The sequence below is a fragment of the Candidatus Dormiibacter sp. genome (assembly GCF_050999135.1).
GTDB lineage: Bacteria > Chloroflexota > Dormibacteria > Dormibacterales > Dormibacteraceae > Dormiibacter > Dormiibacter spiritus.
The window spans coordinates 109,968-135,065 of sequence record NZ_JBPCPN010000002.1 but is presented as its reverse complement, the minus strand read 5'-3'; the positions used below and the strand labels follow the sequence as shown (position 1 = coordinate 135,065).

Sequence of the window (25,098 nt, the reverse complement as noted above, 5' to 3'; positions counted from 1 at the left end):
CCGGACTCTGTCCGCCATGCCGGCGGCGGTCGAAGGGCGGACAGGAGGCCGTCAATCATTGAGTCAATCTCTCCGGTGTTACCAACGCCGTGTGAAGTGCGTTCCAGCAACATGCGGGTTCGCTCCGCGTGTGAGCGCGACGCCGGACACATCGCCGAGCTGCTCTTCGAGCTTGGCTACCCGACCGACGAGTCGACGACCGTGCAGCGTCTACGCGGCTCGGAAGAACTTGTGCTCGTCGCGGTGGACGAAGGTCGAGTGATCGGACTCGCCGCGCTGGCGATCTCGCGCACGCTGACCCACGCTGGGCCGATTGGCCGCCTCACCGCGCTCGTCGTCAGCGCTGCCCACCGCCGCCAGGGCGTCGCTCGCTTGCTTGTCACTACTGTCTTGGAGCTCGCCGAGCGACGCGGCTGTGAGGGGCTGGAGCTGACCAGTGGCCTCCGCCCCGAACGAGAAGCCGCCCACGCCTTCTACGAGGCGCTCGGTTTCGAGCGATCCTCCTACCGCTACTGGCGTCCCGTCCGGCCGCACGACCCCTCTCCAGCTTCTCCAGCTGCTTGACAACTCTCGGGGGCCGAAGCAGCGGCGTTTCGCCACGCTAGCCGCCGCAGACCAGCCGACCACCGACTATAGTCGCGGTCACGCGGCCCGAGTCGACCACAGTCACGTCGCACAGATAGCCAGCGGCGAGGCGGCCGACCTTCCTCTCCAGGCCGGCCGCGAAGGCGGCTCCGATCGTGTAGGCCGCCAGCGCCTGCCTCTCGCTCAGGGCCTGCTCGGGATGCCAGCCAACCTCTCGGCGCCAGCTCGTGGCGGCGTGCAGGCACGCCAGCGGATCAGCAGTTTCGACCGGCGCATCAGTGCCGAAAGCAAGGACCGCCCCCGCCCGCTGAAGCGCTCCCCAAGCGTGGGCGTGAGCGGCCTGGTGGGGCCACTCGCTGTCGGTCAGTGGCCGGTCGGTAACGGCATGGATCGGCTGCATGGACGCGATGACGCCGCCGGCGCGGAAGCGGGGCACGTCGTCAGCATGGACGAACTGGGCGTGCTCCAAGCGTGGTCGCCAGTCGGGACGCGCCCTCGCGTGCGGCAGGAGGGCGTCGAGCGCTCGGCGGACTGCCCGATCGCCGATCGCGTGCAGGCAGATGTTGAGGCCGGCTCCAGCGCAGCGCCGGACGGCGTCTTCCAACTCGTCCTGCGGCATCACCTCCACCCCGCTCCCGTCCAGCATCTGGGCTGTGCGCGAGCCCACCGACCCGTCCAGGAAGCCCTTGACGCCCCAGACACGCAGCATGTCGTCGCCCAGCCCCGAGCGGACGCCCATCCGCTCGGCCTCGCCCAGCTGCGCCACGGGCAGGTGATATGTCACTCGAAGAGGCAGCCGGCGGGCAGCGTGCAGGCGCTGCAGCGCGGTGAAGCTGCGGCTGCCGTCGAACGACTGCACGGAGGTGAGACCGAGCCGAGCAAGGTCCCGTAGGGCGGCAATCAAAGCCTTGTCGTACACGGCTGCCGGGATCTCAGGCACCGACCCCACGGCGAGGGCGATGGCGGACTCCCGGAGGATGCCAGTCGGCCCGCCGTCAGGCCCGCGATCGATCACCCCGCCCTCCGGGTCCGGCGTCCCGGCGGTGATGCCCGCAGCGCCGAGGGCGGCGGTGCTCAGCCAGGCTGAGTGGCCGTCCGCGCGGTGCAGGAGCACCGGCCGCCCGGCCGCCGCGCGGTCCAAGCCGTGTCTGTCAGGGAAGCGGGGGTCGCGCCACTCGTCGTTGTACCAACCTCGGCCCAGCAGCCAGCCGTCCGGCAGCAGGCGTCGGGCGCGCCGGTGGACGCGTTCAAGCGCTTCTTCGCGGGAGCGCGCTCCGCTCAGATCCACGCCGAGGCGGCTCAGTGCCAGCGCCTCCAGATGCAGATGGGAGTCCCCCAGCCCCGGCCAGGCCTGGCCTCGGAGCTGAAGCACCAGAGCGTCCCGGCCGGCGACCGCGCGGGCGCGAGCTCCCGTGGCCAGGATGCGGCCGTCCGCCCCCGCCGCGATCTCCGGCCGGCAGCCGGCCAAGAGCACCTTGCCGCCGCTCACGATGGCTGGCGCCGGGGGCGGGCCTGCTGTTCAGACACTCGGGGCGGCTACTACGGCAGCTTGCCGCCCGGGTTGGAGACCCGGCTGGAGAACGCGAGCCCCCAGCCGCCGACGCGGTCGGCGGCGTCCTCCCACTCCTGGATCGTCTCGAACGGCCTGTACATAGCGAAAGGGCGAAGCTGACTTACGTAGAAGTCGATCAGCGGCTGCGGCCTGTACTGCTCAGGCTCAAAGCGGTTCCAGTGGACCATCTGCTCCAGCGGGCGGCGCCACTTGGCGCCCACCTCCTTGGCCGGATAGCCGATCGGGATCGTGCCGTAGGGCCGGGCGCTCGCCGGGTAGCCCAGGATCTCTCGCAGCTCTGCCGCAGTCCGCGTTTCGCCGCCGCCCGAGAGCCAGGCTGACGTCAGCCCGCAGGCGGTGGTCGCCAGCTGCAGGTTCTGGATGGCCGCGCCGAGTGAGCAGTAGAAGATGTTGTCATTGTTGGCGGCGTACTCGTCCTGCCAGGCGGCTTGGTTGCCCTGGGGGAAGGCAGCCTTCCAGCGGTGATCGCCGAGGACCAGGATGATCGCACTCGTGTGCGCGAGAAAGCTCTTGTTCACGGCCGGAAAGCGCGTCACGTGCTCGAGCAGGCGCTGGCCCTGACGGAGGAAGACGTGCAGCACCTGCTCCCGCACGTCCGGCTCGTCAACGCAGATGAAGTCCCAGGGCTGGGCGTTGGCCCCGCTGGGCGCCCAGCGGCCGGCTTCCATGATGCGGAGCAGGGTCTCCCGCGAAACCGGTCGGCCGGGCTGGAACTTGCGCACGCTCCGCCGCCGGCGGATGGTCTGGAGCAGAACGTCGTAAGGCTGCTCCAAGGGGGAAGGCTGGGCCGGCGTCGCCGCGCGACCGGCGGCGTTCGCGGCGTCAGGCGTCAGCGGCATGAGCCCGTCAGGCAAGTGCTGTCAGATTGGCTGGGGAGGAAGGATTCGAACCCTCGATCTCCTGATCCAGAGTCAGGCGCCTTACCAGCTTGGCCACTCCCCAGTGCCGGGCACCAATTGTAGCCGCGGCGCACAGGCACGCCAGGGTGATTCAGCGCTGCTGGTTGAGTGTTTCTACCAAAGGTTCAGCATCCGACCGCGACGGGGAACCAGGTGCCGCCCGGTTGCCGACCCGACCACCGCTCGCGCTGGAGGCGACATCTTGCGCCTTACTCGTGGCCTGGGTCGCCGCTTTCTGGGCCTGGCGCAGGACAGGCGTCGCTACACCTGTGCCCATCAGCATGCGGAAGCCGTTCTCAAGCAGGATGCTGGCCCGATGGAAGTTGACCGACCAGCCGACGCCCAGCACTCGTGTGGAGAGCAGGCTGCTCGAGTTCGGGTTCCAGTAGGCGGCCCGGATACGGTCCCACGTCGGCGGCCGGAAGTCGTAGGGCACGAGGCCGAAGACCTTGCCGGTCCAGGTGCGCTGAGCCTCCGGCTTGGCCATCTCTTGTGAGATGGCGGCTACCATGAGGCCAAAGCCGGCGACAGTTGTGAGGCGCCGCAGGCGCCGAGCAGTTCTCATGCACTGATTATCCGCCCCGGGGCTCACAGCGGTGCGCCGGGACCGGCAGGTGAGGCGTAACGGCCGCCGCTGAGATCGCGTTCTTCACAAGACCAAGGAAACCCTTTACCCCGCTATGAATCGAAACAACGCCTATCGGCGCTGGCTGCGCTGGCTGCTCCCCGGCCTCGAGGTCAAGCGCTGGCTTCTGCTCCTGATGGCTGCCATTCTGGTGATCGACCTCGGCGCCAGCTACGCCCTGAAGGCTGTCTACAGCGAGGTCACCTTCCCCGGCTGGGTGGCGACGCTGACCCTCCAGTTCTGGCCCAAGCCGGTCAGGGCGGCCATCTTCACTGTTGGCGGGCTCAGCGTCCTCATCTTTTCCATCTACATGCTGCAGCGCTCGGTTCTGGGCCCCTTCCTGCCCGGAGCGGAGAACGGACCCAGCACGATGGAGATGATCTACACGTTCCGCACCCGCCGCCGGGGCCCGCGGCTCGTCGCCGTCGGCGGGGGCACTGGCATGTCGACCCTGCTCCGGGGCCTGAAGCAGTACACCAGCAACCTTGCCGCAGTGGTCACTGTGGCCGACGACGGCGGCTCCAGCGGCCGGCTCCGAGACGAGTATCGCATCCTGCCCCCCGGCGACTTCAGGCAGTGCCTCGTCGCCTTGGCGGATGCCGAGCCGTTGGTGAAAGAGCTGTTCAACCTTCGCTTCAAGGAGGGCTCGCTCGACGGCCACTCCTTCGGAAACCTGTTCATCATGGCCATGGCGGAAGTCACCGGCAACTTCGAGACAGCCCTTCGCGAGTCCGGCCGCGTGCTCGCCGTCCGCGGCACCATCATTCCCTCCACGCTGCATGACGTGACGCTGGTCGCCAGCGTCAACGGGGCCTTCGTGGAAGGTGAGTCGCAGATCCCGAGACAGAACGCGCCCATCAGCCGCGTCTTTCTCAAGCCCGATGACATCCTGCTCAACCCGGAGGCGGCGCTAGCCATCGCCCAAGCCGAGCTCATCGTGGTCGGCCCAGGCTCTCTGTACACGTCGATCCTGCCCAACCTGATGGTGCCGGGGATGATCCGCTGCATCCGCGAGTCACCGGCGCTCAAGGTCTTCGTTTGCAACCTGGCCTCCCAGCCTGGCGAGACCGACGGCTACCACGTAAGCCACTACCTGAAAACGCTGCACGATCACGTGGGCGAGAACCTCTTTGATTTCGTGGTGGTGAATTCGAATTCAAACCACATGCCGACCGGAGGCCAGAACCTGGTCGTCTTCGACCACGAGCAGGCCGTTCGACTGGCGGAGGGCTCCAAGTTCATCGGTGGAGACGTTGTCAACGTCGCCATCCCCTCTCACCATGACCCCGACAAACTGGCCAGGCTGATCATGAAGCGCGTCTGGGAGAGCTAGCGTCTAGCAGGCCGATGCTAGGCCGCCGCCTCCCCTCGGGCAGCCTTGTCCTCCTCCCGCCGACGCAGCTGGCGCGAACCCAGCTCCACCGCTGCGGTGGCCACCGCGACGTAGAGCAGGCCGAACAGCGCATCCACCACGTAGTGCTCGCCCAGGTACACGATGGCGAACCACACTCCCACGCTCCAGAACACTAGTGCCACGGCCAGCAGCCGGTACCGCGACCACGCGTAGACGGCCGCCAGGACAGGATAGGAGGCGTGCAGCGAAGGAAAGGCGGCGTACTGGTTGGGATTTATGTGGTCATAGAGGGGAGAGATGAAGTAGTCAATGTCCAGCTTCGTGACAGTCTCGTTGGCCACCTTGTGCACCTCGCCTGGGTACTGCAGCCAGGGCGGTGTGCTGGGGAAGAACAAGTAAGTCACGAAGGCCAGGGCAGACATCAGCAGCAGCGCCCCCACGAAGTGCCAGTAATGATGGCGATCTCGAAGCCAGAAGATGAAGCCGACAGCCACCGGCAGCGGGAAATGCAGGAAGTAGAGGCCCATGCTGACCAGATCCACCCAGCCCACGCTCTTGGGTCTGTAGAGCACCTGCTGCAGCCACTCGCTCGGGAGGGCCCCGCCGAAGAGCAGGCGCTCAGGCCCTGAAAGATCGTGCGGTGCGAAGCCTGTCTTGGCGGCGAAGCCACGCATCACCTCGTAGAGCAGGAAGAGCAGCAGGAAAGGGACGAAGTCGAAGATGAACTGCTTGCCCCGGCCCATCGCGGCTGCGATGACGAGCAGCGCCAGCACCACCCACTGCGGCTCGATGTCGATGCCCCGCCAGAGCATCACACCGAAGATGAGCCCCAAGTAGACGACGCTGCCGCCGAGCAGCAGCCGCGGGTGGCGCCTCAGCGACGAGGCATCGAACCGGTCAGCTGTGGGAGCTGAGTGTGGATTGGGCAAATCTGTTGACAGCGATGCAGGGCAGCATTTACCTGCGAACCAGCGCGATGGCGCCAATCTCGACAGTGACGTCCTTGGGCAGACCGCACGCGCCGACGGCGGCCCGGGTGTGCTTACCCGATTCGCCGAGCACCTGGACCAGGAGGTCGGAGGCTCCGTTGGCGACAGTCGGTTGCTCTGTGAAGTCAGACGTGCAGTTCACCCACACAGTCAAGTTGACAAGCCTTTCCACCTTGTCCAGTCCGACAGTACTGTCGAGCTGGGCCAGGATGGTCAGGGCACAGCAGCGCGCCGCCTCCTGGGCATGCGCCAAATCGACCTCATCCGGCACGCGCCCGGTGAGCAGTCTGCCGTCCTGACTGGCAACCTGACCGGAGATGTACAGCAGGGAGCGGCCGTCGGCGATGGGGACCTGCACGGTGGGCACGTAGGAGGCCATGGCGGCGGGGGCCGCCGGCAGCTGGAGGCCCAACTCCCGGAGGCGATCTGCGGCCGAGCTCATCGCCTGGGAGTCTAGGGAAGTGCGCCGGCGGACGATTGTGCGTATATCGTTTCCAGGCGGAGGAGACTGGTGCTCAAGTTCTATCCCGAACGTCCCCGGCCGGCTGCCTTCAGAGTCATCGGGGACGTGGCCGCGGGCGCCTGGACGGTGCTCTGCCTGCTTCTCGGCCGGTGGCTCCACGACCAGATCGAGCGCCTGCGCCAGGTGGGGGACGCGCTGCGCGGCACGGGGGATGAGATCAACTCGGGCATCGGCCAGCTGAACACCGGATTTGGCCAGCTCAACGAGGTGCTGAAGGCCATCAAGGCCAGCCCGCTCAGCCAGCTCCTGAACCTCCACAACCCATCTGCCCTGCCCACGTTGGCTCGCAGAGGAGATCAGCTGATCGCCGCAGCAGGCCAGCTGAACACGGTTGTGGATCAGACGGCGCTCGTGGTGGGAGTCTTGGTGGCGGCCATCCCGATTTTCCTCATCACGGGCCCGTACGCAGTCTGGCGCTGGCGGGACGCCCGCGAGCGTGGCGCCGCTCTCGCCTACCTGGAACGCGCGGCGGCCGGCGGTCTCTCCGAACAGGCCAGCGCGCTCCTCGCCTTCCGCGCCGTCAGCACGCTCTCCTTCACCCGTCTCCTGCGCGTGAGCCGCGATCCGGTCTCGGACCTGCTGGAGCACCGCTACGAGGCGCTCGCCGACGAGATGCTGCGGAGCACAGGGCTGCGGGGCGACCGCCATCGCCGGCCTGAGCGGCCGCCCATCCCTGAAGCAACCGCCCGCCGCCTGGAGCCGCCCGGACTGCCGCCGGGCGCCGACAGCTAGCAGCTTCGGCCCAAACGGGGTCAGCCGGCAGCCTTCGTCAGCTCACGGCGGTGGCCGTGGCTAGAGTTTGCGAGCTCGGCCGGCGTAGGCGCCCAAGGCCAGCAGGAGCACCAGCAGTGACACCAGGCCGAGAGCTAGGAAAGGCGTTTCCGGACCGTGCAGCAGCTGCCGCGCCTCCACTGCTGGATTCAGGGCCGGACCGGGTGCCGAGGCACCTGCCTGAGCTATCGGCTTCGGCGCCGGCACGGCTCCGATGGCCGTTTGGGGACTGCCACCCGCATCGCGATACGACCAGAGAAACACGGCGTGGTCGACCGGTCGGAAGCTGGCGGCGTAGAGCACAGGCTCCAATCCGCGAGATACCGCCAGGGCAGTCACCGCGTGGACCGGCGGTTCCAGCGAGCGAAAGTGGCTGCCACCGTCGGCCGTCTGCCAGATGCCGCCCGCATCGGAACCACCGCCATCGCTGGCCACATAGAACTGATCGGTCCTGTCCGACCAGGCGAGAGCTGAGAAATCGACTGCCGGCAGGGCAGGGTCGCCCGTCAGCTGCTGCCAGCTATCAGCTCCGTCGTGAGAGCTGTACAGGCCGGCGTTCGTGCCGAGGAGAAGCGGCCGGGGCGATCCGTCAGGAGCCGGTCCCGCCGCCAGCGCGGACACCATGCTGCTGGCACCCACGTCCTTGGCAGCGACTGCCCAGCTCTGGCCCCCGTCCCCGCTGGCAAAGAGCGGCAGCGCCTCCTCGGCCCTGCTGGTGTCGGCCCCGATGACCAGCCGGGTGGGCTGTCCCCCTTGCACCACCGCCACGGCGCTGACACCAACGGTCTGCGGCCCGGATGGCGTTAGAGGCGCGCCGCCATGGCTGAGCAGCGCCCCCTGGTCGCTGCCGACCAGGGTCAAGCCGGGGCCGAACGCGATGGCCCGCACACTGCGGCCCTCGCTGCCCGCTTCCCGATCCCAGGTCTGGCCGCCGTCACTGCTGCGCCAGGCGCCTGCGCTATGCGTCCCCACGACAACGCTGCCGGACTGGTATGGATCGAAGACAACGCTGGTCACGGGGCCGCCCAGCTGCCGCTTCACCAGCTTCCAACTCTGGCCTCCGTCGGATGAGCGGTAGAGGTTCCCGGCAGGAGTCCCGGCCAAGAGTGTCGCCGGCTCCGACGGGCTGACCGCAAAGGCTAGCAGTGGTTCAGTAACTGCCTCAGGCAGCTGGGCCAGGCGCTGCCAGGTGTCGTTGGCTGGCGGCGCGCCAGCAGCCGGTGCAGCGCCCCCAAACAGGGCCAGCAGCGCCAGAACGATTGTCGCTCCAAGACGTAGAGAAGACGGCGACACGCGGATTCGATTATGCACCAAGACGTTCGCCATCCTCTGTCGCGGTAATTCGGTGCAACTAGAATCCGCTTGTGCTGGATAGCCTGCGGCACCGCCTTGGCGAGCTGATCCTCAGCCCGCACAGCGCTTCGTCAACCTACGTTTTCGCGTTGGCCATGCTGCCGTCCCTCGTTGCGGGTCTCCTGCTTTTCAGAGAATCCGCAGCCACGCTGTTGGTGCTGGCAGTGGTGATCGGCTGCGTAGCTCAGCTTCCGGCCCTTTTTCTAAAACGCTTTGCGGGGGGCGCGCCCCTGCTTTCCGCGGTCGTGGCGATCGCTCTCGTGGGGCCCAACACTCCGCTGCTGGTGGTGATCGGCCTGGCCGGCGCGGCGGCTGCCGCTGAACTCTTACGAGCGCGCTTTCTGCCCTCGGTCAGGTTCCAGGTGGGCCTGGCTGCTTACGCCGCTGTGGTGATCGCCACGCAGGGCGCCCCGGCCGCCTATCTAAGGCCGAACGCCGCCACGCCAACGCCTGAGCCGATCCGCCTCTGGCTCGATTTCTACGGTGGCAGCAGGATGCCCATCGATATCACTCGACTCTATCTGGGCAACGTCGCGGGCCCCGTCTTCGTCACTTCGCTACTGGCCCAGGTCGTGGGCGCGGCCTGGCTCTGGTATGCGCGCCGGCTGAGCTTGCTCACGGTCTTGGGCTGCGTGATTGCAGCTACGGCTGTGACACTCCTTTTCCACTGGGCGCCTAGCTATCAGCTGGCCAGCGGACCGCTCTGGTTTGGCCTAGCGTTGCTTCTGGGCGATCGGCTGAACCTGCCCCGAAACCAGCTGCCGCAGTTGCTGGTCGGGCTGCTCGGGGGCGGTGCGGCGCTGGCTGTGCGCTCACGAGGGTATGCGATCGAAGGGTCGTTGGTGGCCGTCGCAACTGTGCAACTGGCCTCGGCGGTCGTCTCAGCCGGAGCCAGCCGGTTGGCAGCCTCGCCCCGGCCGCAGGAACGGCTGCTGCCGCCTTCGGCACGATCAGCCTCCTGGAAGGCCTGAAAACACCCCCCACGAAACGCCAGCGGAGTATCGTGCCTGCTGAGCCGCTGTCGGACTTTGTGCCGAGAGCGATCGGACCGTCCGCAATTAAGCTGGGAGTGGCAAGGGTGAGCAGTAGTTGAGGGTTCCCGGAGAGCTGGGTCAGGCAGGAACCGCCGACCAGCGCGTGGGCGCTCACCGCTTGCTGTTGCAGACGCCCCGCTTCAGCCGTCTCACCGCCGCAATTCTGGTCTCTTCGGTCGGAGACCCGATGACGCTGACGCTGACGCTAGTCATCGCCTGGCGATCGCTCGGCGCCATTGGGATCGGCCTGGCCTACGTCTGCCGGGTGGGAGCCACGCTGGCGGTAGGAGGGTTGCTGGGTCGTGCCGCCGACCGCTGGGATCGCCGCCGCCTGGTGGTCAGCCTGGAAGCGCTGCGCTGCCTGGCCCTACTGTTGCTGCCCTTCGCCGTGCCGCTCTCGACGCTCACCATCTTTCCGTGTCTGGTGGTCTTGGGCGCCGCCGAAGCCATCGTGCAGTCGGCCCGCCAGGCGGCCGTGCCCGAGCTGGTCAAGGACAACCAGATCGAGACCGCCAACTCGGTCCTCCTGCTGGCGTTCTCCACCGCGCAGGCCCTCGGCTTCGGCCTCGCCGGGGCCCTGCTCGCGCGCTGGCCACAGGCACTCTGGCTCTTCTGGCTCGACGCCGCCACTTTCGCACTCAGCGGCCTGCTGGTCGCCACCATCCCCGGCCTGGGTGGGGGCATCAACCTTGCGGGACTGGGGAGCGGATTGCGCGTAGCGCTCGCGGTCCGCCCTGCTCGAGCCTTGCTGATCGTGGCGGCAACCGCCAGCGTTCTCATCGGCTCGGCCACGCCTGCGCTGCTGCCGCTGGCATATGAGTTCGCCGGCAATGGTCCGTCGACTTATGCGCTGCTCCAGATCGCGCTGGTCGCCGGCATCGTGGTGGGTAGTCTGAGTGCTGGCCGCCTTTCTCCAGCCCGGCTGCGGCCGGCAATGGCGGTCTCCTTCCTGTTCTTCGCCATCGGCTGCCTGGGGCTGGCCGGTCTTGGCTCTCTGCGCTTACCCGGTTTGGTGCCGGCCCTGCTGGCAGTGGGCGTGACCGGCGTGGCCAACGCCGTCTATGCCGTCGCCAACGCAAGCTCGGTCATGCGTGCCGCAGACCCCCTCAACCGCGGCACGCTGCTGACGGCCCGCTTTGTCATCGCTCAAGCGGCGCTCTTGGTGGGCGTGGCTGTGGGCGCAGTTGCTGTCACCCTGGCCGGCCCACGCTGGACCTTCGCCGCGACTGCCGCTGGCATGGGGCTGCTAGGGATCACCTACCTCCGGGTGCTGCGCCGCTCGCTGCCCGAGGCTGCCGAGCTGACCGCCGCCAGCGGCTAGGACCGGCTTTCCGCCCGGTGCCGGACCGCTCGCTTCTCAGCCTTGCTTGGGCTCTTGCAGGGCACGGTGAAGCTGATAGCGGTTCCCCGAGGACCGTGCTCGGCCAGCCAGATCTGCCCGCCGAACGAGCGCTCAACCACCAGTCGGCTCAGGTGCAGACCAATGCCCAGACCGCCCATTGCCCGATGCCGGCCCGCCCGGCTCTGGTTGAAGGTGGCGGCCAGCAAGTCCTCCGGCAACCCGGTGCCGTCGTCGCTGACTGTGACCTCACACCAGTCAGGCCAGCCGGCGGCCCGGTTGGCTCGCACTTCAACTCGGCTGCAGGCGGCGTGCTCGAGCGCATTGCCGATCAGATTCGTCAGCACCTGCTGCAGATGCGCCGGCTCACAGCGCAGGACCATCGAGCCTGACTTCTCGTCGCAAACGACGACGCTGGCTGCCTTCTCGTAGGCGTGCGACAGCAGCTGCACTACCCTTCGAACAGCCGGGCAGAAGTCGACGTCCTCATCGGCCGCGTCGGCGGGACCGTCCCTCTCCAGCCTTGCGATGAGGAGCTGCGCCTCCACCACGCGAAGCAGCCGCTCTGACTGATCGTTGGCCGCGATCAGAGCCGCGCGCCGCTCATCGGCGGGCAAGCGCTCATCCCACTGCAACAGGGACGCCATGAGGCCTCGGATGGCCGCCGCCGGACTGCGCAGCTCATGGCCGATGGCGCGCAGCATGAGGTCTCTCTCCTCCTCGGCGGCGCGCTGCCTGGTCACGTCCTCGTGCAGGGTGAGGACGCCGGCCGGATGGTCGCGCGACGCGGGAACCATCAGGCGCTGAATCCGGAGGTTGAGCCCGTTGCGTTTCAGGACGAGGCTCGTGGCGCCCGTCTCGGGGTCGACGTCGCTGCCGCCGGCCCCGCCTGCCAGGTCCAACAGCCGCTCGGACCTCGCTCCCTCCAAGCTCTTGGCCTCGACTCCGTAGAGTCGCTCCAGGGCCGGGTTGGCAAAGGTGATGCGGCCATCGGCGCCTTCCAGCATGACCCCGATCGGCGTATTGGCCAGTATGGTTCCCAGGGTGGTCGCCTGGCGGTCCAAGGCTTCCACCAGTTGCGCATTGCTGAGCGCAAGGCCCACGTGGGTCGCCACATCCTGCAGCACATGTGTGTGCCAGCTGCCGAAAGCGCCCTGACGGTAAGACTGGATAGAGAGTAGAGCGCGGATTCGGCCCTCCTGCCTGACGGGTACCCAGAGGACTGACCGGGCGGGCCGGGCTCGGCGGCTCCCAGTCGTTTCCTGGAGGGCCACCTGAGGGGCACCGTCCAGTGCCTTGCCTGCCTTATTGGCGCCGCTCTTCCAGGGCGGGTAGTCCGCCAGCACGGGCCGGCCGGAACGGAAAGCTTCGCGGGCAGGCCCAGCGCCGGCGAGTGGGATCGTGGCCGGCGCCTGCGGTCGGCCCAGATCGATTGCGTAAGAATGCGCCACAGGGACTTCGAGACCGGCCTCGAGCGCCACCGGGCCTTCCTGACCGGCCTCGAGCACCGCCAGCACGACCGAGTCGAACGCGACGTGGCGGCTCAGCTCGGCCTGCAGCGTTCGCACTATCATCCAGGGATCAAGCCGGGTGGCAAGCTCGCGACCCACCGCCTCGACCACCTCCAGGTGATGGCGGTTGGCTTCCAGAGCGGCATAGGACCGGGCATTGTTCAGAGCCAGGGCCACTTGGTCCGCGACCTGGCCCAGGAAGGCGAGGGTGGAGTGCTCATAGACATCAGGCTCACGGCTTTTTACGGTCAGCACAGCCTCGATCTCCGTCGAACCCTTCACCGGCACGAGCGCGGCCGAAGGATAGCCATTGCCAGTTGTTGCCTCCGGCTCCAACAGCGACTGTCCACTGCTCAGGACCGCCCTAGCCGTGGCCAGGCCGGACGACCGCAAGGACATCACCCTCTCTGCCGCGCGAGTCTGCGGCGAGACCGTCAGCACCCGGGCTCGAGATCCTTCGGGTAAGACAAGTTCGAGCTGATCCAGGGGGACCCGAGGGCCCAACGTTTCGCGCAAAGCGCCCACGATCCCCAGTTCGTCGCGCGTGACAGCCAAAGCGCGGCCGATCTCGTTGAGAGCGCTCAGGCTTAGGGCCTGATTGCGCGTCAACTCGTTTAGATAGGCGTTGCTGACAAGCACGCCGAGCTGGGCGTGCACCTCGCCTAGGAAGCGCATCTCCTCGGGAGGAACGCTCCGGCGCGCGAACAGCTGATAGATGACAGCGCCGACCAGGTCTTGGTGGTGGAGGATGGGCATCCAGATGTATGTCTGGGGCCGCCTCGGCGCCCCGGCGCCCCGCCCGTGCTCGAAGTGCGCATCCGCGAAATGCCCAGCAGAGGGCCTGCCGGATCGATAATGGGACAGGAAGTACGAGTCGACGAGGCGATATCTCCCTACGTCCTGGAGGACTCCGGAGTCCATGACAACGTTGTGGTACCAGCCCTCTCGCTCCAGGACCTGCAGGTTGAACACGTCGTAACCGAGAAGCGGGCGAAGGTGGGCATTCAGCACCTGCACCAGGTCCGCCTCCGTCGCACAAGTGCGCAACGCTTTCGAGAGACCACTCTGGGCCTCTTGTAGGACGCGCTCCGAAGGCGCGTCCCCGCTAGGCGCTTCCGCTGCTAGCACGGCACCGAGACACCACGTTGTTCATTGTGCCGTAGGAATCGGGGCGGCGGCTTCACCCCAGCCGCTGGGCCGGAGGTGAAGCCGCACTCAGACGATTCTAGAAGACACCGTTCACCCAATCGCCGTGACCGTTGACCCAATCGGTGCGTCCGTTGACCCAATCCTGGCCGGCGTTGACCCAATCGGTGCGTCCGTTGACCCAATCGCCGTCCGTGATGTTCGTCGTCATGAATTTCTCCTTTCCTCTGCTGTACTGCGGCACGGGATTGCGCCGCTAATCAAATTATGCGCGATAATCAGGGGGTTTCCACACGGGCCCGGCCAAATCGATGGCTGCGAGCAATCGTCAGACCACCAGCTTCGTTGGGGGTTCCGATCCTTTACCTGGGGAGTTCCGAAGGAGTTCGCGCTGTATTTTCCTAATTCAGGCGATCCGCCGATCGCCCCACTGACAAAGCCAAGCAGACAAATTCCTCCATCGACCGAGGGCTGGCTGCTCGTTAGCCGAGAAAAACGTGGCTCAAGACTTGGGCGGGATCGGGATCGGGCTGGGCCTCGGCCCAGTCGGCCGCCTGCGCGGCCTCTAGCGCAGCCTCTTGGTGAACATGCTCGGCGTGAGCCGACGTGAGCCAGCGCCGGTCCTCCAGCCAGCTCTCGAACCGGAGCAGAGGATCGGCCTGACCAGCCTCGCCGACTTCGTCGGCTGGCCGGTACTTCGCCTGATTGTCCTCCGAAGTATGCGGGTTGATGCGCTTCACGAGCGCCTCGATGAGGGTTGCCCCGCCTCCACTTCGTGCTAGTGCGATCGCTTGGCGGGCCGCCTCAAAACAGGCCGGCACGTCTCCGCCGTCAACCTGTAAACCGGCCAGGCCGTAACCGGCCGCGCGGCGCCAGAGTTGCGAATTGCCGGCCTGGAGCGACAGCGGCACTGAGATGGCGTAGGCGTTGTTCTCGCAGACGAACACCGCTGGAACTCGGTGCACGCCAGCGAAGTTAAGGCCCTCGTGGAAATCGCCCTGGGACGTTGCACCGTCCCCGAAAGTGCAGAGAGTCACGGCGTCCTTACCCCGCAGCTTCGTCGCGTACGCGAGACCTACAGCTTTGGGGATCCAGGTCGCTACTACCTGGGAGACGGGCGCGATGTTGAGGCGGGCGTGCGCGAAGCAACCGCCGGGGATATTACGTCCTGCCGAGAGCGGATCAGCGGCTTTGGCGAAGACCGCCAGCATCCATTCCCGAGCTGTCAGGCCGCGCGTCACGGCGCTGCCCAGACCGCGGTAATGGGGTACGAGCCAATCCCGTTCCGATAGCGCCGCCGCGGCAGCCACTTGGATCCCCTCGTGACCGCGGCAGGAGCCGACGAAAGGAGCGCGACCCTGCTTCACCAGCATGTGCATTCGGTCGTCCAGCGCCTTAGTCAGGCACATCCAACGATGGATGCGCAGATACTCCTCGGGCGCAGGCGGCGGCAGGGCCGGGGGGACGCCGGCCTGCGCTTCGCTCATCTAGTGTCCCGCGCCACTAGCGGCGAGAAGACCGCGAGCGATGTCGGCCACCTCGGCCTGGCTGACTCCCATTCGAGCCAGATGATCGTGATACATCCGCTGGAAGCGCTCGAACTGCTGCTCTTCCGCCCGCTCCTCGCGAATGCGTTTCACCTCCGCCATGACAGCGGTCACGAGCTCGGGTTCGGGCTGGATCTGCGCCTGGCGGAGGGCATGCTCGATGACGAGATTGCCTGAATGCTTGCCGTACACATAGTCGATCTCCGCGCCCAGTTCCTCCGGCGGCATGAATTGGTAGATGGCGGGATGGATGAGCATGCCGGCGGTGTGGATGCCTGACTCGTGGCTGAAGACGTTCTGGCCGATGCCCGGCTCGGTGGGCTGCACGGGAATTCCGCTCAACCGCTCCATGGTCAGCGCCAGTTCGCGGAGCTTGTGGTACTTGAAGCCCGGCAGCTCCAGGTCGAAGAGGTAGCGGAGCTGCAGCACCACCTGGTGCATGGGCGCGTTGCCCGCCCGCTCGCCGATGCCGTTCACGCTGGTGGTGAAGATGTCGGCACCGCTGCCCAGAGCGACCACTGTGTTCCAGGCGCCCAGACCCAGGTCGTTGTGAAAATGCACCACGAGAGGATGGTTGGGCTCCGCCGCCTTCAACTGGGATATATAGGTGCGGACCGCGTAGGGCGAGTAGCAACCCACAGTGTCCGGCGTCGCCGCGCGGGCGCCTCCGGCTTGGAAACCCACATGGTGGAGGCGCTTTATGTACTCAGGGTCGGCCCGCGAGCCGTCCTCTCCACCGAACTCGACCAGCTCTGCTCCTCGTTCTCGCGCATAGGTGATGGCGTCGGTCAAAAGACGCAGGTTCGCGTCCCGATAGAAAGAGAGGGGAAGCTCCAGCCATTCACTGGCCGGGATGCCCTCACGGCTCAGCAGCGTGCGCCCAAGTTTGTACTTGAGGTGCAGATCAGAAGCTGAGGTGAAGATGAAGTAGCTGACGTCGTCGCGCCGGAAGCCGAGGTGGTCGATCACATTCATGGTGGCATCGATGTCGCTGCGGTTGCTGCGCATCATGCAGAGCACCTCGAGGTCTGACCGCAGCTCTCCCGCGCGGCGCCCTTGCAAGATCCTGCTCAGTGTCTCGCGCTCACTTGGGGACACTGCCGGAAAGCCCACATCCATGATGTGCACGCCGATATCCGACAGTGCGCAGGCCAGTTCATACTTGACAGCCGGCGAAAAGGCGACGCCTGGCATCTGCTCGCCATCCCGCAGCGTGTCGTCGTAGATGCGGATGTGAGAGGCGTCGGCGAACTGGAGGTCATGCTCGAAGAGTGAGGGCGGCCTGACCAGTTCTGCGAGGGACTCCTGCAATTGGACAGGTTTCAACTCCCCGATGTGCATGGTCAGGCGAGGGTGCGCTCTTGCAGCCGCTTCCGGACCCAGGGAACCAGGCCGCCGTGAAAGAGAAGCTCGGTCATGAAGGGAGGAAAGCGATCGGCCTGGTACTCGTCGCCCTGGGTGAAATTGCGAATGATTCCCGCTTCCAGGTCGACCTCGAGCTCATCGCCCGGATGAATCGCCTCCGCAGCCTGAGGCGACTGCAGGATCGGATAGCCCATGTTGATCGCGTTGCGGAAGAAGATGCGCGCAAAGGAGTCGGCGATCACGCAGGAGATGCCGGCGCCGCGGATCGCAACGGGCGCTATCTCGCGGGAGGAGCCGCAGCCGAAGTTGGAACCGGCGACTACGATGTCACCCGGGCTGACCTGCTGGGCCCAGCCATCCTCATTGCCGGGCACACCCTCCATCGCGTGCTCCCCCAGCTTCTTTTCGTCCAGCGAATAGATGGCGTACTTGGCAGGGATGATCTGATCGGTGTCCACGTTGTCGCCGAACTTCCATGACCTGCCTCGCATCACCGGCTGCACGCTCGTCATGCCAGGACCAGCTCCTTGCCAACCACCTCTTTGGGGTGGGTGATCTCTCCCGTGACCGCGCTGGCTGCGGCCACCACCGGATTGGAAAGGTAGACGAGCGCCTTCGGGTCGCCCATCCGGCCGGGGAAGTTGCGGTTGCTGGTGGAGAGGCAGACCTCACCTGCGCCGAGCACACCTTGGTGGCCGCCCAGACAGGCGCCGCAGGTGGACGCCGTCCAGGCCGCGCCCGCCTCAAGAAAGACGCCGATCAGCCCCTCGCGCTCGGCCGCCTGCGCGACCTGGTGCGAGGAGGGAGTGACGATGAGCCGCGTCCAGGGCGCCACCTTGCGACCGCGAAGCACCGCGGCCGCCCGGCGCAGGTCACCGATGCGGGAATTGGTGCAGGAACCTATGAAGACCTGGTCCAGCTTGGTGCCGGCGACCTCATCGATCGAGGCGGCGTGGTCGGGGGACATCGGCTTAGCCAGCGTGATCGGAACCTGTTCCGCATCGAACTCGAAGGTCCGCTCGTAGACCGCGTCGGGGTCGGCCGCAACCGGCGCAAAGGACCGCTTGGCCCGGCCGCGCAGATACGCCTCGGTCACCTCGTCGTAACCGATGATGCCGTTCTTGGCACCGGCCTCGATGGCCATGTTGGTCATCGTCAGCCGGCCCTCCATGTCGATTTGAGAGATCGCCTCACCTGAGTGCTCCATCGCCTTGGAGCGCGCCCCGTCGACCGTGATCTGGCCGATGACGTGGAGGATGAGATCCTTGGCCTCGACCCACTCGGAAAGCTGGTTGTGGTAGACGAAGCGGAGCGTCTCCGGCACACGGAACCAGAGCTCACCCAGGGAGAGCACGCAGGCCAGATCCGTGCTGCCGACGCCGGCAGCGAAGTTGTTCAAGGCGCCGTAGGTGCAGGAGTGGGAGTCGGCGCCGACGACAAGCTCGCCGGGCAGGACCAGGCCGCGCTCGGGCAGGACTGTGTGGCAGATGCCGCCCTGGCCAACCTCGAAGTACCACTTGACGCCCATCTCGCGGGCGAACTCCCGGGTGAGCCGGCCCAGCCCCGCGCTGGCGATGTCCTTGGCAGGCTGAAAGTGGTCCTGAACCACCGCCACCCGTTCCTGATCCCAGATCCGGGTGGCGCCCATCTGCTCGCGCATGATGCGGCCGGCATGCGGGATGGTGAGGTCGTGACCCATGGCGAAGTCGACCTTGGCCAGAACGAGATCGCCCGGCCTCACCTCCTCCCGAGCGCTGGCTCGGGCCAGGATCTTCTCGGTCATGGTCATCGGCATCAGCTAAGCACCTCCCGGCTCTTTTCTAGAGCCGCTTCACGATGGCGTCGCCGGCTTCGCTGGTGCTGAGAGACCCGCCGAGATCGCGCGTGCAGTCACCCGCTATCACCGCGGCCTCCACCGCGTCTGCGATCCTCTGCGCCTGTTCAACCTCACCCAGGTGAGCAACCATCATAGACGCGGTCATGATGGCCCCCACCGGATTGACCAGGCCCTTGCCAGCGATGGTGGGAGCGCTGCCGTGGATGGGTTCGAACAGCCCGCTGCCGGTCTCCGGGTTGATGTTCGCGCTCGGCGCCACGCCCATGCCGCCGATCAGGGCGGCTGTGAGGTCGCTCAGGATGTCACCGAAGAGGTTGTTCGTGACGATGACCTGGAACTGGCTGGGATCCCTGACCAGCTCCATCGCCGCGGCGTCCACGTACAGGTGGCGCGTCTCCACGTCCGGATGCCGGGCCTGCAGCGATGCCCAGCAGTCCTGCCAGAGTCCGCCGGCGTGGTTCATAGCGTTCGACTTGTCCACCATGCAGACCTTCTGCCGGCCGAGGGTGAAGGCATGCTCCAGGATGCGCGTAACCCCGCGGTAGGTGTTGACGTCCTCCTGGATCGCCACCTCGTCCTGGCTCCCGCGCCGGATCCGGCCGCCGGCGCCCACATAGAGCCCCTCGGTGTTCTCGCGCACGACCATCAGATCAACCGCCCGCTTCGACTCATCCCGGATGGGGCTCAACCGATCGTGGAAGAGGCGGGCCGGGCGCAGGTTGACGTAGAGGTCCAGCTCGAAGCGAATGCGCAGCAGCACCTGAGCCGGATAGCCGACGTCGGGAACGCGCGGGTCGCCGATGGCCCCGAAGAGGATGGCGTCGGCACTGGCAGCCTCCCGGAATGTCTGTTCCGACATCGCGGGCTCGCCGCGGAGAAGGGGACCGGCGCCGACTTCGAACTCTTGGAACTCGTACGGCAGCCCCGCTGCCAGGAGTACCTTGACAGCCTCAGGAGTCACCTCCTGGCCGGCAAGGTCGCCCGGCATCACGGCTATCTTGCGCGTCTTGCCGCTCAAGGCTTCTGTACGAGCTGGTAGGTCACGCCGCCGGAGGTGCCTTCCCCGGTCCAGGCGTTCTGGCGGCCGCCGATCTCAACCGGCCCGCGGCTGAAGCTGACACCTCGCGCCTGGAGGACGGCCATCGTGTCGGCCAGGCTGTCGACTGTCAGTGCGAGGTGATCGATCTTGGCCTGGGCGCCTCCTAAAACCCTGTCTCGGGCCGCTGGGTCCAGCTCCTCGATCAGCTCGATCTCGACAGCGCCGCACTTGTAGAACACGCCCCTGCGCCCGATCGCTGAGGCGTCCACCTCGCGATCCAGCTGCAGACCGAGCGCCTCGCTGAGAAAGCGCCGGGCCTCAGTCATATCAGCGACAACAACACCTACGTGATCCAGTCCCTTCACACTCATGGCACTTAGTCTGACGGTCTACCGATTCGGGAACGCTGACAAGCCGCCAGCGCACTGATTTGAGCCTCAGGCCGGTTCGACGAGCAGGCCGCCGAAATCCGCGTCGCGGATCTCGCCCACGAAGGAGCGGTGGCCTTCGGCGGGGAGGTCGATGGCGGCCTCGTAGACGAAGGCGTAGACGTTGTCGATGTTCCAGGGGCCGTAGCCGCGCAGGGCGAGGCCCTCCACGAGCGCTGGGTCGGCCTCGCCCGCTTCGAGCAGGGAGCTGGCCTGGGAGTAGATGGCGCGCAGCACGTTGAGCTGCATCTGAAGTTCAGCGATCTCCTTCGGATCCTCCTCGGCCGCCGTCATGGCGTCGATCTGCTCTTCGATCTCCCGAATCTCCCGCTGATACTCGTCCATGCCAGCGAGTCTAGGGGCGCCCTGACGCTCGCTAACCCGAGGCAGCCCGCGGTCATTTCGGCAGCTTGCTGCGGCGCTGGTGGAGCAAGGCCCCGGCATCCGTGCCAGACCTGCCCAGGAGGTGGCCGGCGCTACGCGGAATGATCGTCCGAGGCCCAATGGTTTGGATGGCATGACTGTGAATCTGGGCAGAGTGGGCATTTGGCGGAGTTGGCGGCAGGTCAAAGTCGAGCTGGCCGCGGCAGTTGAGCAGCTCGGCTACGGCGCCATCTGGTTGGGCAGCTCGCCGCCAGGTGATCTCGCGATTGTCGAGGACCTGCTCGCCGCGACCAGCACCATCGCGGTTGCCACAGGCATCGTGAACATGTGGACTGTGGACGCCGGCACTGTCGCTGCCTCCTACCACAGGGTCACCTCCAAGCACCCAGGCAGGTTCCTACTGGGTGTGGGCATCGGGCACCCCGAGTCCACCGAGGCTTACCAGCGGCCATATGACAAGATGCTCGCCTATCTCGATCAGCTCGACCAGGCCGGCGTGCCTGTGCAGGAGCGTGTCCTCGCAGCGCTCGGCCCGAGGGTGCTGAAGCTCTCAGGCGAGCGTTCCGCCGGGGCCCATCCCTATCTCACCACGCCTGAGCACACGAAGCGAGCACGCGCGATCCTGGGCGAGGGCCCACTTCTCGCGCCCGAGCACAAGGTGGTCCTGGAGACGGATCCGGCGCTCGCCCGAGGCATCGGGCGCCCGGCGGTGCAGAACCCCTATCTCGGTCTGAGCAATTACGTCAACAACCTGCGCCGGCTGGGCTACACCGATGCGGACTTCGCAGCTGGCGGCAGCGACAGGTTGATCGACGCGCTCGTGGTGCACGGTGACGCAGAGACCATCGCGGGAGGGATCGCAGCGCACTTCGATGCCGGTGCCGACCACGTTGCGATTCAGGCCCTCGCCGCTGGCGGCGGTGACCCGCTGCCGACCTACCAGGCCTTGGCCGGCGCGCTCGGCATTGGCTGAGCCGACCTCCGGCACCAGGCAGTCAGCGGCTAAATAGGTTGGCTATCGACGTAACCGTGGCAATGCGCTCAGGCGTTGATCGGAGCGGCAGGCACTGTCTCGCTTTCAGCCGAGGTTTTCGCTTCCATGGGCACCGGGGCCGCCAGGAGCGGGCGGATCAGCTCGATCGGGATCGGAAAGACGATGGTGGAGTTCTGGTTGGAACCCATGTCGAGCAGCGTCTGCATGTACCGCAGCGCCAGGGCCGCTGGCTGGGTCGAGATGACCTGCGCGGCGTTGGCCAACGTCTGCGCTGCCTGGAACTCCCCCTCGGTGGCTATGATCTTGGCTCGCTTCTCCCGTTCCGCCTCGGCCTGCCTGCCCAACGCGCGAACCATGGTCGGCGCCAGCTCGGCGTCCTTGACCTCGACGGCGCCGACCTTGACGCCCCAGGGCTCGGTCTGACCGTCGATGATGGTCTGCAGCTTCTGGTTGATGACGTCCCTGCTGCTGAGCAGCTCATCCAGGCTGGACTGCCCAAGCACAGCCCGCAGAGTGGTCTGCGCGATCTGCGAGGTGGCCTGGCGGAAGTCGAAGACGCGAGTGATGGCGGCCCGCGCGTCGAGGACCTGGAAGAAGATCACAGCGTTGACCTTGACTGTGACGTTGTCGGAGGTGATCACCTCCTGGGGCGGCACCTCGAGCGTGATCACGCGCAAATCCACCTTGGTCAGCCGGTCGAAACCGAAGGGGAAGATGAGGAAGAGCCCGGGGCCCCTGAGGTCGATCAAGCGGCCAAGCCGGAAGACGACGCCTCGCTCGTACTCCCTGGCGATCCGGATGCTGGATGACGCCACCAGCAGAACCGCCACCGCCACTATCACTATCAGGACAATCAACGCGGTCATCTACCAGCCTCCCCGGACCCACGCGGCGTTCTAGTCACCTTGGCAAGCTTATCTTGGACCAGACCCTCCAGCGACCGAAGGGTTAGTGGAAGATCGAGTGGTTGGCGACCAGGCCCGCGATCAGGATGGCGATGATGTTGATCACCTTGATCATCGGGTTGATGGCGGGTCCAGCGGTGTCTTTGTAGGGGTCGCCGACGGTGTCGCCGGTGACCGAGGCCTTGTGCGCCTCCGAGCCCTTGCCACCCAGGTTGCCCTCTTCGATGTACTTCTTCGCGTTGTCCCAGGCGGCGCCCCCGCTGGTCATGAAGAGCGCCAAGAAGAGACCTGTCACGATGGCGCCCAGCAACAGGCCGCCAAGCGCCTTGGGGCCCAGCACGAGCCCGACCACAATGGGGGCCAGCACAGGGATCAGACCGGGCAGGATCATCTCCTTCTGCGCGGCCGCCGTCACGATCCGGACCGCGGGGCCGTACTCCGGCTTCGCGGTGCCCTCCATGATGCCTGGGATCTCTCGGAACTGGCGCCGTACCTCCTGCACCACCAGGCCGCCGGCCCGGCCGACCGCCAGGATCGCCAGCGAGGCGAACAGGAAGGGCAGGATGCCGCCCAGGAAGAGACCGACGATGACAGCCGGGTCGGAGAGGTCGAACGTCTGGTGCTTGTTCACCTTGTCCAGCTCCTGCGTGTAGGAGGCGAAGAGAACCAGAGCCGCCAGGCCGGCCGAGCCGATGGCATAGCCCTTGGTGACCGCCTTGGTGGTGTTGCCCACCGCGTCCAGCGGGTCGGTGATGTCGCGGACTGCCTGCGGCAGGTCCGCCATCTCGGCGATGCCGCCGGCGTTATCGGTGATCGGCCCGTAGGCGTCGATCGCCACCACTATGCCCGTCATCGACAGCAGTGACACAGCGGCGATCGCTATGCCGTAGAGGCCGCCGAGGTTGTAGCTGAAGAGAATGCCGGCGGCTATGCAGATGACCGGCAGCGCGGTGGCCAGCATGCCGATGGCGCTCCCGGCAATGATGTTGGTCGCATGCCCTGTCTCGGACTGGTTGGCGATGAGGTGCACAGGCCAGTAACGGGTCTCGGTGAAGAACTCGGTGATGGCCACTATCAGGATCGTGATCACGATGCCGACCACGCCGCAGAAGAAGAGATTGTTGGGGTCGTTCACCCCATGGCCGGCCTTTAGCAGGCCGTTGCCCACAAAGTACTGGGTGACTATGTAGAAGCCGATGAGCGCGATGACCGCCGCCACTATCAGGCCGACGTAGAGCCCGCCCATGATCCAGCCCGGGAAGTAGACCCGCACCGCCAGCGTGCCGGCCACGGAGCCGATGATCGACACGGCGCCCAGGAGGAGCGGGTAAACCACCCAGGCCACCTGACCGCCGAAGAGCAGCGTGCCCAGCAGCATGGCCGCGACCATGGTAACGGCGTACGTCTCGAACAGGTCAGCTGCCATGCCGGCGCAGTCGCCGACGTTGTCGCCCACGTTGTCGGCGATCACCGCCGGGTTGCGCGGGTCGTCCTCGGGAATGCCCGCCTCCACTTTGCCGACCAGGTCGGCGCCGACATCGGCCGCCTTGGTGTAGATGCCACCGCCGAGGCGGGCAAAGACGGAGACGAGCGAGGCGCCGAAGCTCAGGCCGACCATCGATTCCGGGCTCTTCGTGAAGTAGTAGGAGATGGCCACCCCGAGCAGCCCCAGGCCGACCACCATGAAGCCTGTCACGGCGCCGCCGCGAAACGCGACTGCCAGGGCCTTGTTCAGACCGCCCCGAGCCGCTTCCGCGGTGCGCAGGTTCGCGCGGACGGAGACGTTCATACCCACGTAGCCGGCTCCCGCGGAGAGGGCAGCGCCGACGATGTAGAGGATGGCGGTGACCCAGTTCAAGCCGAAGCCGATCACCACCGCCACGACGATTCCGATGATGAAGATCACTGCATATTGGCGGTTCAGATACGCGGCTGCGCCTTCCTGGATTGCCGAGGCGATCTCGACCATGCGGGCGTTGCCCGGTGCTTGGCGCAGCACGTTCAGCGTTAGGAGAGCGGCGAACAACACGGCTACGAACCCGCCGCCGATCGCCAGGACCACGCTCGAATCCATTGACTTCCCTCTCTCTTCTTGACTCTGCCGCCTTGGCCAGGCGGCCTTGATTACGGACTGGGAGTTGACTTGACCGGAGGTTGTGCCAGCACCCGGTCGAACTCGTCGACCTCAACGCTCGAAATCACATAAATCCTCTGGTCCCCGCCCCGCTGGGCGTAGTAACCGGAGCCATCGAAGCTCCGGTTACCGACGGATAGCGTATAGGACGCGCCTGCCGCGGTGCGACAGGAGACGACCTCGCGCGGCTGCGCCAGGCCCTCCGCGGTGGTGCTCCCCCCGTTCTGCAGTGTGTTCAGAACCCGGATGGAGTTGAGCGCGCTGATCAGCGTCGTGATCCGACCGTGGTCCCCTGGTTCGGGCCCGGGGCTCAGCAACTGCCACTCGGCGCGAACGTCAGTCCGCTCCATGGTCACCGCCCCGCTGCGGCCCTCGACCTTGACGTAGACGGTGTTGAGCAGGTCGCAGGGCACGAAGGCCGCCTGGGCCGGCGACGGTTGGGGCCGGTTCAGGAAGAGATAGGCGGCGATGCCGAAAAGCAGCACGAGCAGCGCCACGCCGCCCTTCCAGCTGACCATCCTCGGGCTAGTGGACCGTAACAGCCGAATATGGAGCATCCGCCGCCCCAGAGCCACCCCACGAAGCAGGCTTCGTGGGGACCCCGACAGACGGGCGGGCGCCCTCCGGGCGCTGATGCCGGTGCTCCATTCCCCGCAAGCGGGGCCCCCTAAGCAAGGGGGCCCGGCGCGCCTCGTCACCCATCAGCGATGGGATCCTCGTTGCGCCACCCGATCCTCCCACCCCACGAAGTCTTCCGACTTCG

The 25,098-nt window shown here is 66.6% G+C and carries 24 protein-coding genes and 1 tRNA gene; 6 read left to right on the top strand and 19 right to left on the bottom strand.

Features of this window, described 5'->3' with window-relative positions; genetic code table 11:
* Positions 1-111 precede the first annotated feature (111 nt).
* Complete coding sequence (locus ACR2MZ_RS00780) at positions 112-564, top strand: GNAT family N-acetyltransferase (RefSeq protein ID WP_434003167.1); 453 nt, start codon at positions 112-114, stop codon at positions 562-564.
* 37 nt (positions 565-601) lie between these two features.
* Here ACR2MZ_RS00780 and ACR2MZ_RS00775 read toward each other — a convergent pair whose 3' ends face one another.
* From ACR2MZ_RS00775 to ACR2MZ_RS00760, 4 genes are all read right to left on the bottom strand, one after another.
* Positions 602-2,074: an amidohydrolase gene (locus tag ACR2MZ_RS00775; RefSeq protein WP_434003166.1), complete on the bottom strand. Its 1,473-nt coding sequence runs from the start codon at positions 2,072-2,074 to the stop codon at positions 602-604.
* A gap of 50 nt (positions 2,075-2,124) precedes the next feature.
* Positions 2,125-3,012: a nitroreductase family protein gene (locus ACR2MZ_RS00770; RefSeq protein WP_434003165.1), complete on the bottom strand. Its 888-nt coding sequence runs from the start codon at positions 3,010-3,012 to the stop codon at positions 2,125-2,127.
* 12 nt (positions 3,013-3,024) lie between these two features.
* A tRNA-Gln gene (locus tag ACR2MZ_RS00765) sits at positions 3,025-3,100 on the bottom strand.
* Positions 3,101-3,148: 48 nt separating this feature from the next.
* Positions 3,149-3,622, bottom strand: coding sequence for a hypothetical protein (locus ACR2MZ_RS00760; RefSeq protein WP_434003164.1), 474 nt, complete (start codon positions 3,620-3,622; stop codon positions 3,149-3,151).
* Positions 3,623-3,737: 115 nt separating this feature from the next.
* On the opposite strand from ACR2MZ_RS00760, the gene ACR2MZ_RS00755 reads away from it, so the two are divergent.
* Positions 3,738-5,015, top strand: coding sequence for a gluconeogenesis factor YvcK family protein (locus tag ACR2MZ_RS00755; protein ID WP_434003163.1), 1,278 nt, complete (start codon positions 3,738-3,740; stop codon positions 5,013-5,015).
* Positions 5,016-5,032: 17 nt separating this feature from the next.
* On the opposite strand, the gene ACR2MZ_RS00750 is transcribed toward ACR2MZ_RS00755, so the two are convergent.
* Both ACR2MZ_RS00750 and ACR2MZ_RS00745 read right to left on the bottom strand, forming a co-directional pair.
* A complete protein-coding gene (locus ACR2MZ_RS00750) occupies positions 5,033-5,965 on the bottom strand; it encodes a phosphatase PAP2 family protein (protein WP_434003162.1) in 933 nt (310 codons plus the stop codon).
* A 28-nt stretch (positions 5,966-5,993) separates the two neighbouring features.
* Positions 5,994-6,467 (bottom strand): RidA family protein, encoded by a 474-nt coding sequence (locus ACR2MZ_RS00745; protein WP_434003161.1) that lies wholly within the window; start codon positions 6,465-6,467, stop codon positions 5,994-5,996.
* 69 nt (positions 6,468-6,536) lie between these two features.
* Here ACR2MZ_RS00745 and ACR2MZ_RS00740 point away from each other — a divergent pair, with 69 nt between their 5' ends.
* Entirely contained in the window at positions 6,537-7,280 is a 744-nt protein-coding gene (locus ACR2MZ_RS00740; protein WP_434003160.1) for an Mce/MlaD family protein, read from the top strand.
* 60 nt (positions 7,281-7,340) lie between these two features.
* Here the strand turns inward: ACR2MZ_RS00740 and ACR2MZ_RS00735 are convergent, their stop codons facing one another.
* Entirely contained in the window at positions 7,341-8,645 is a 1,305-nt protein-coding gene (locus tag ACR2MZ_RS00735; protein WP_434003159.1) for a beta propeller repeat protein, read from the bottom strand.
* Positions 8,646-8,683: 38 nt separating this feature from the next.
* Here ACR2MZ_RS00735 and ACR2MZ_RS00730 point away from each other — a divergent pair, with 38 nt between their 5' ends.
* The gene (locus ACR2MZ_RS00730; protein ID WP_434003158.1) at positions 8,684-9,643 is read left to right on the top strand and encodes an RnfABCDGE type electron transport complex subunit D; all 960 of its coding nucleotides are present in this window, start codon (positions 8,684-8,686) and stop codon (positions 9,641-9,643) included.
* Positions 9,644-9,761: 118 nt separating this feature from the next.
* Positions 9,762-11,027: an MFS transporter gene (locus ACR2MZ_RS00725; protein WP_434003157.1), complete on the top strand. Its 1,266-nt coding sequence runs from the start codon at positions 9,762-9,764 to the stop codon at positions 11,025-11,027.
* Here the strand turns inward: ACR2MZ_RS00725 and ACR2MZ_RS00720 are convergent.
* The 9 genes from ACR2MZ_RS00720 to ACR2MZ_RS00680 all read right to left on the bottom strand — a co-directional run bounded on the left by ACR2MZ_RS00720 (position 11,024) and on the right by ACR2MZ_RS00680 (position 20,263).
* Positions 11,024-13,573, bottom strand: a complete 2,550-nt coding sequence (locus tag ACR2MZ_RS00720; RefSeq protein WP_434003156.1) for a sensor histidine kinase — start codon at positions 13,571-13,573, stop codon at positions 11,024-11,026. The two genes, ACR2MZ_RS00725 and ACR2MZ_RS00720, sit on opposite strands and share 4 nt — an antisense overlap.
* A 208-nt stretch (positions 13,574-13,781) precedes the next feature.
* Positions 13,782-13,913 carry a hypothetical protein gene (locus tag ACR2MZ_RS00715; RefSeq protein WP_338180189.1) on the bottom strand — a complete coding sequence of 44 codons (132 nt, stop codon included), beginning with the start codon at positions 13,911-13,913 and terminating at the stop codon, positions 13,782-13,784.
* Positions 13,914-14,184: 271 nt separating this feature from the next.
* Positions 14,185-15,189, bottom strand: a complete 1,005-nt coding sequence (locus ACR2MZ_RS00710) for a thiamine pyrophosphate-dependent dehydrogenase E1 component subunit alpha (protein ID WP_434003155.1) — start codon at positions 15,187-15,189, stop codon at positions 14,185-14,187.
* Positions 15,190-16,590, bottom strand: coding sequence for a LeuA family protein (locus ACR2MZ_RS00705; RefSeq protein ID WP_434003154.1), 1,401 nt, complete (start codon positions 16,588-16,590; stop codon positions 15,190-15,192).
* A gap of 2 nt (positions 16,591-16,592) precedes the next feature.
* Entirely contained in the window at positions 16,593-17,126 is a 534-nt protein-coding gene (locus tag ACR2MZ_RS00700) for a 3-isopropylmalate dehydratase small subunit (protein WP_434003153.1), read from the bottom strand.
* Positions 17,123-18,409 (bottom strand): 3-isopropylmalate dehydratase large subunit, encoded by a 1,287-nt coding sequence (locus ACR2MZ_RS00695; RefSeq protein ID WP_434003152.1) that lies wholly within the window; start codon positions 18,407-18,409, stop codon positions 17,123-17,125. Before ACR2MZ_RS00695 ends, ACR2MZ_RS00700 begins: the two co-directional genes overlap by 4 nt.
* A 25-nt stretch (positions 18,410-18,434) precedes the next feature.
* The gene (locus tag ACR2MZ_RS00690) at positions 18,435-19,469 is read right to left on the bottom strand and encodes an isocitrate/isopropylmalate dehydrogenase family protein (protein ID WP_434003151.1); all 1,035 of its coding nucleotides are present in this window, start codon (positions 19,467-19,469) and stop codon (positions 18,435-18,437) included.
* A complete protein-coding gene (locus ACR2MZ_RS00685) occupies positions 19,466-19,861 on the bottom strand; it encodes a VOC family protein (RefSeq protein WP_434003150.1) in 396 nt (131 codons plus the stop codon). The genes ACR2MZ_RS00690 and ACR2MZ_RS00685 overlap by 4 nt, the downstream gene beginning before the upstream one ends.
* A gap of 66 nt (positions 19,862-19,927) precedes the next feature.
* The gene (locus ACR2MZ_RS00680; RefSeq protein ID WP_434003149.1) at positions 19,928-20,263 is read right to left on the bottom strand and encodes a hypothetical protein; all 336 of its coding nucleotides are present in this window, start codon (positions 20,261-20,263) and stop codon (positions 19,928-19,930) included.
* 172 nt (positions 20,264-20,435) lie between these two features.
* On the opposite strand from ACR2MZ_RS00680, the gene ACR2MZ_RS00675 reads away from it, so the two are divergent.
* Positions 20,436-21,275, top strand: coding sequence for an LLM class F420-dependent oxidoreductase (locus ACR2MZ_RS00675; protein WP_434003147.1), 840 nt, complete (start codon positions 20,436-20,438; stop codon positions 21,273-21,275).
* Between the two features lie 68 nt (positions 21,276-21,343).
* Here the strand turns inward: ACR2MZ_RS00675 and ACR2MZ_RS00670 are convergent, their stop codons facing one another.
* The 3 genes from ACR2MZ_RS00670 to ACR2MZ_RS00660 form a co-directional block, all read right to left on the bottom strand.
* On the bottom strand, positions 21,344-22,162 hold the full coding sequence (locus ACR2MZ_RS00670) for a slipin family protein (protein WP_434003146.1): 819 nt from the start codon (positions 22,160-22,162) through the stop codon (positions 21,344-21,346).
* An 82-nt stretch (positions 22,163-22,244) separates the two neighbouring features.
* Positions 22,245-24,275, bottom strand: a complete 2,031-nt coding sequence (locus ACR2MZ_RS00665) for a sodium-translocating pyrophosphatase (protein WP_434003145.1) — start codon at positions 24,273-24,275, stop codon at positions 22,245-22,247.
* Between the two features lie 50 nt (positions 24,276-24,325).
* Positions 24,326-24,853 carry a DUF4340 domain-containing protein gene (locus ACR2MZ_RS00660; RefSeq protein WP_434003144.1) on the bottom strand — a complete coding sequence of 176 codons (528 nt, stop codon included), beginning with the start codon at positions 24,851-24,853 and terminating at the stop codon, positions 24,326-24,328.
* Between the last annotated feature and the right edge of the window lie 245 nt (positions 24,854-25,098).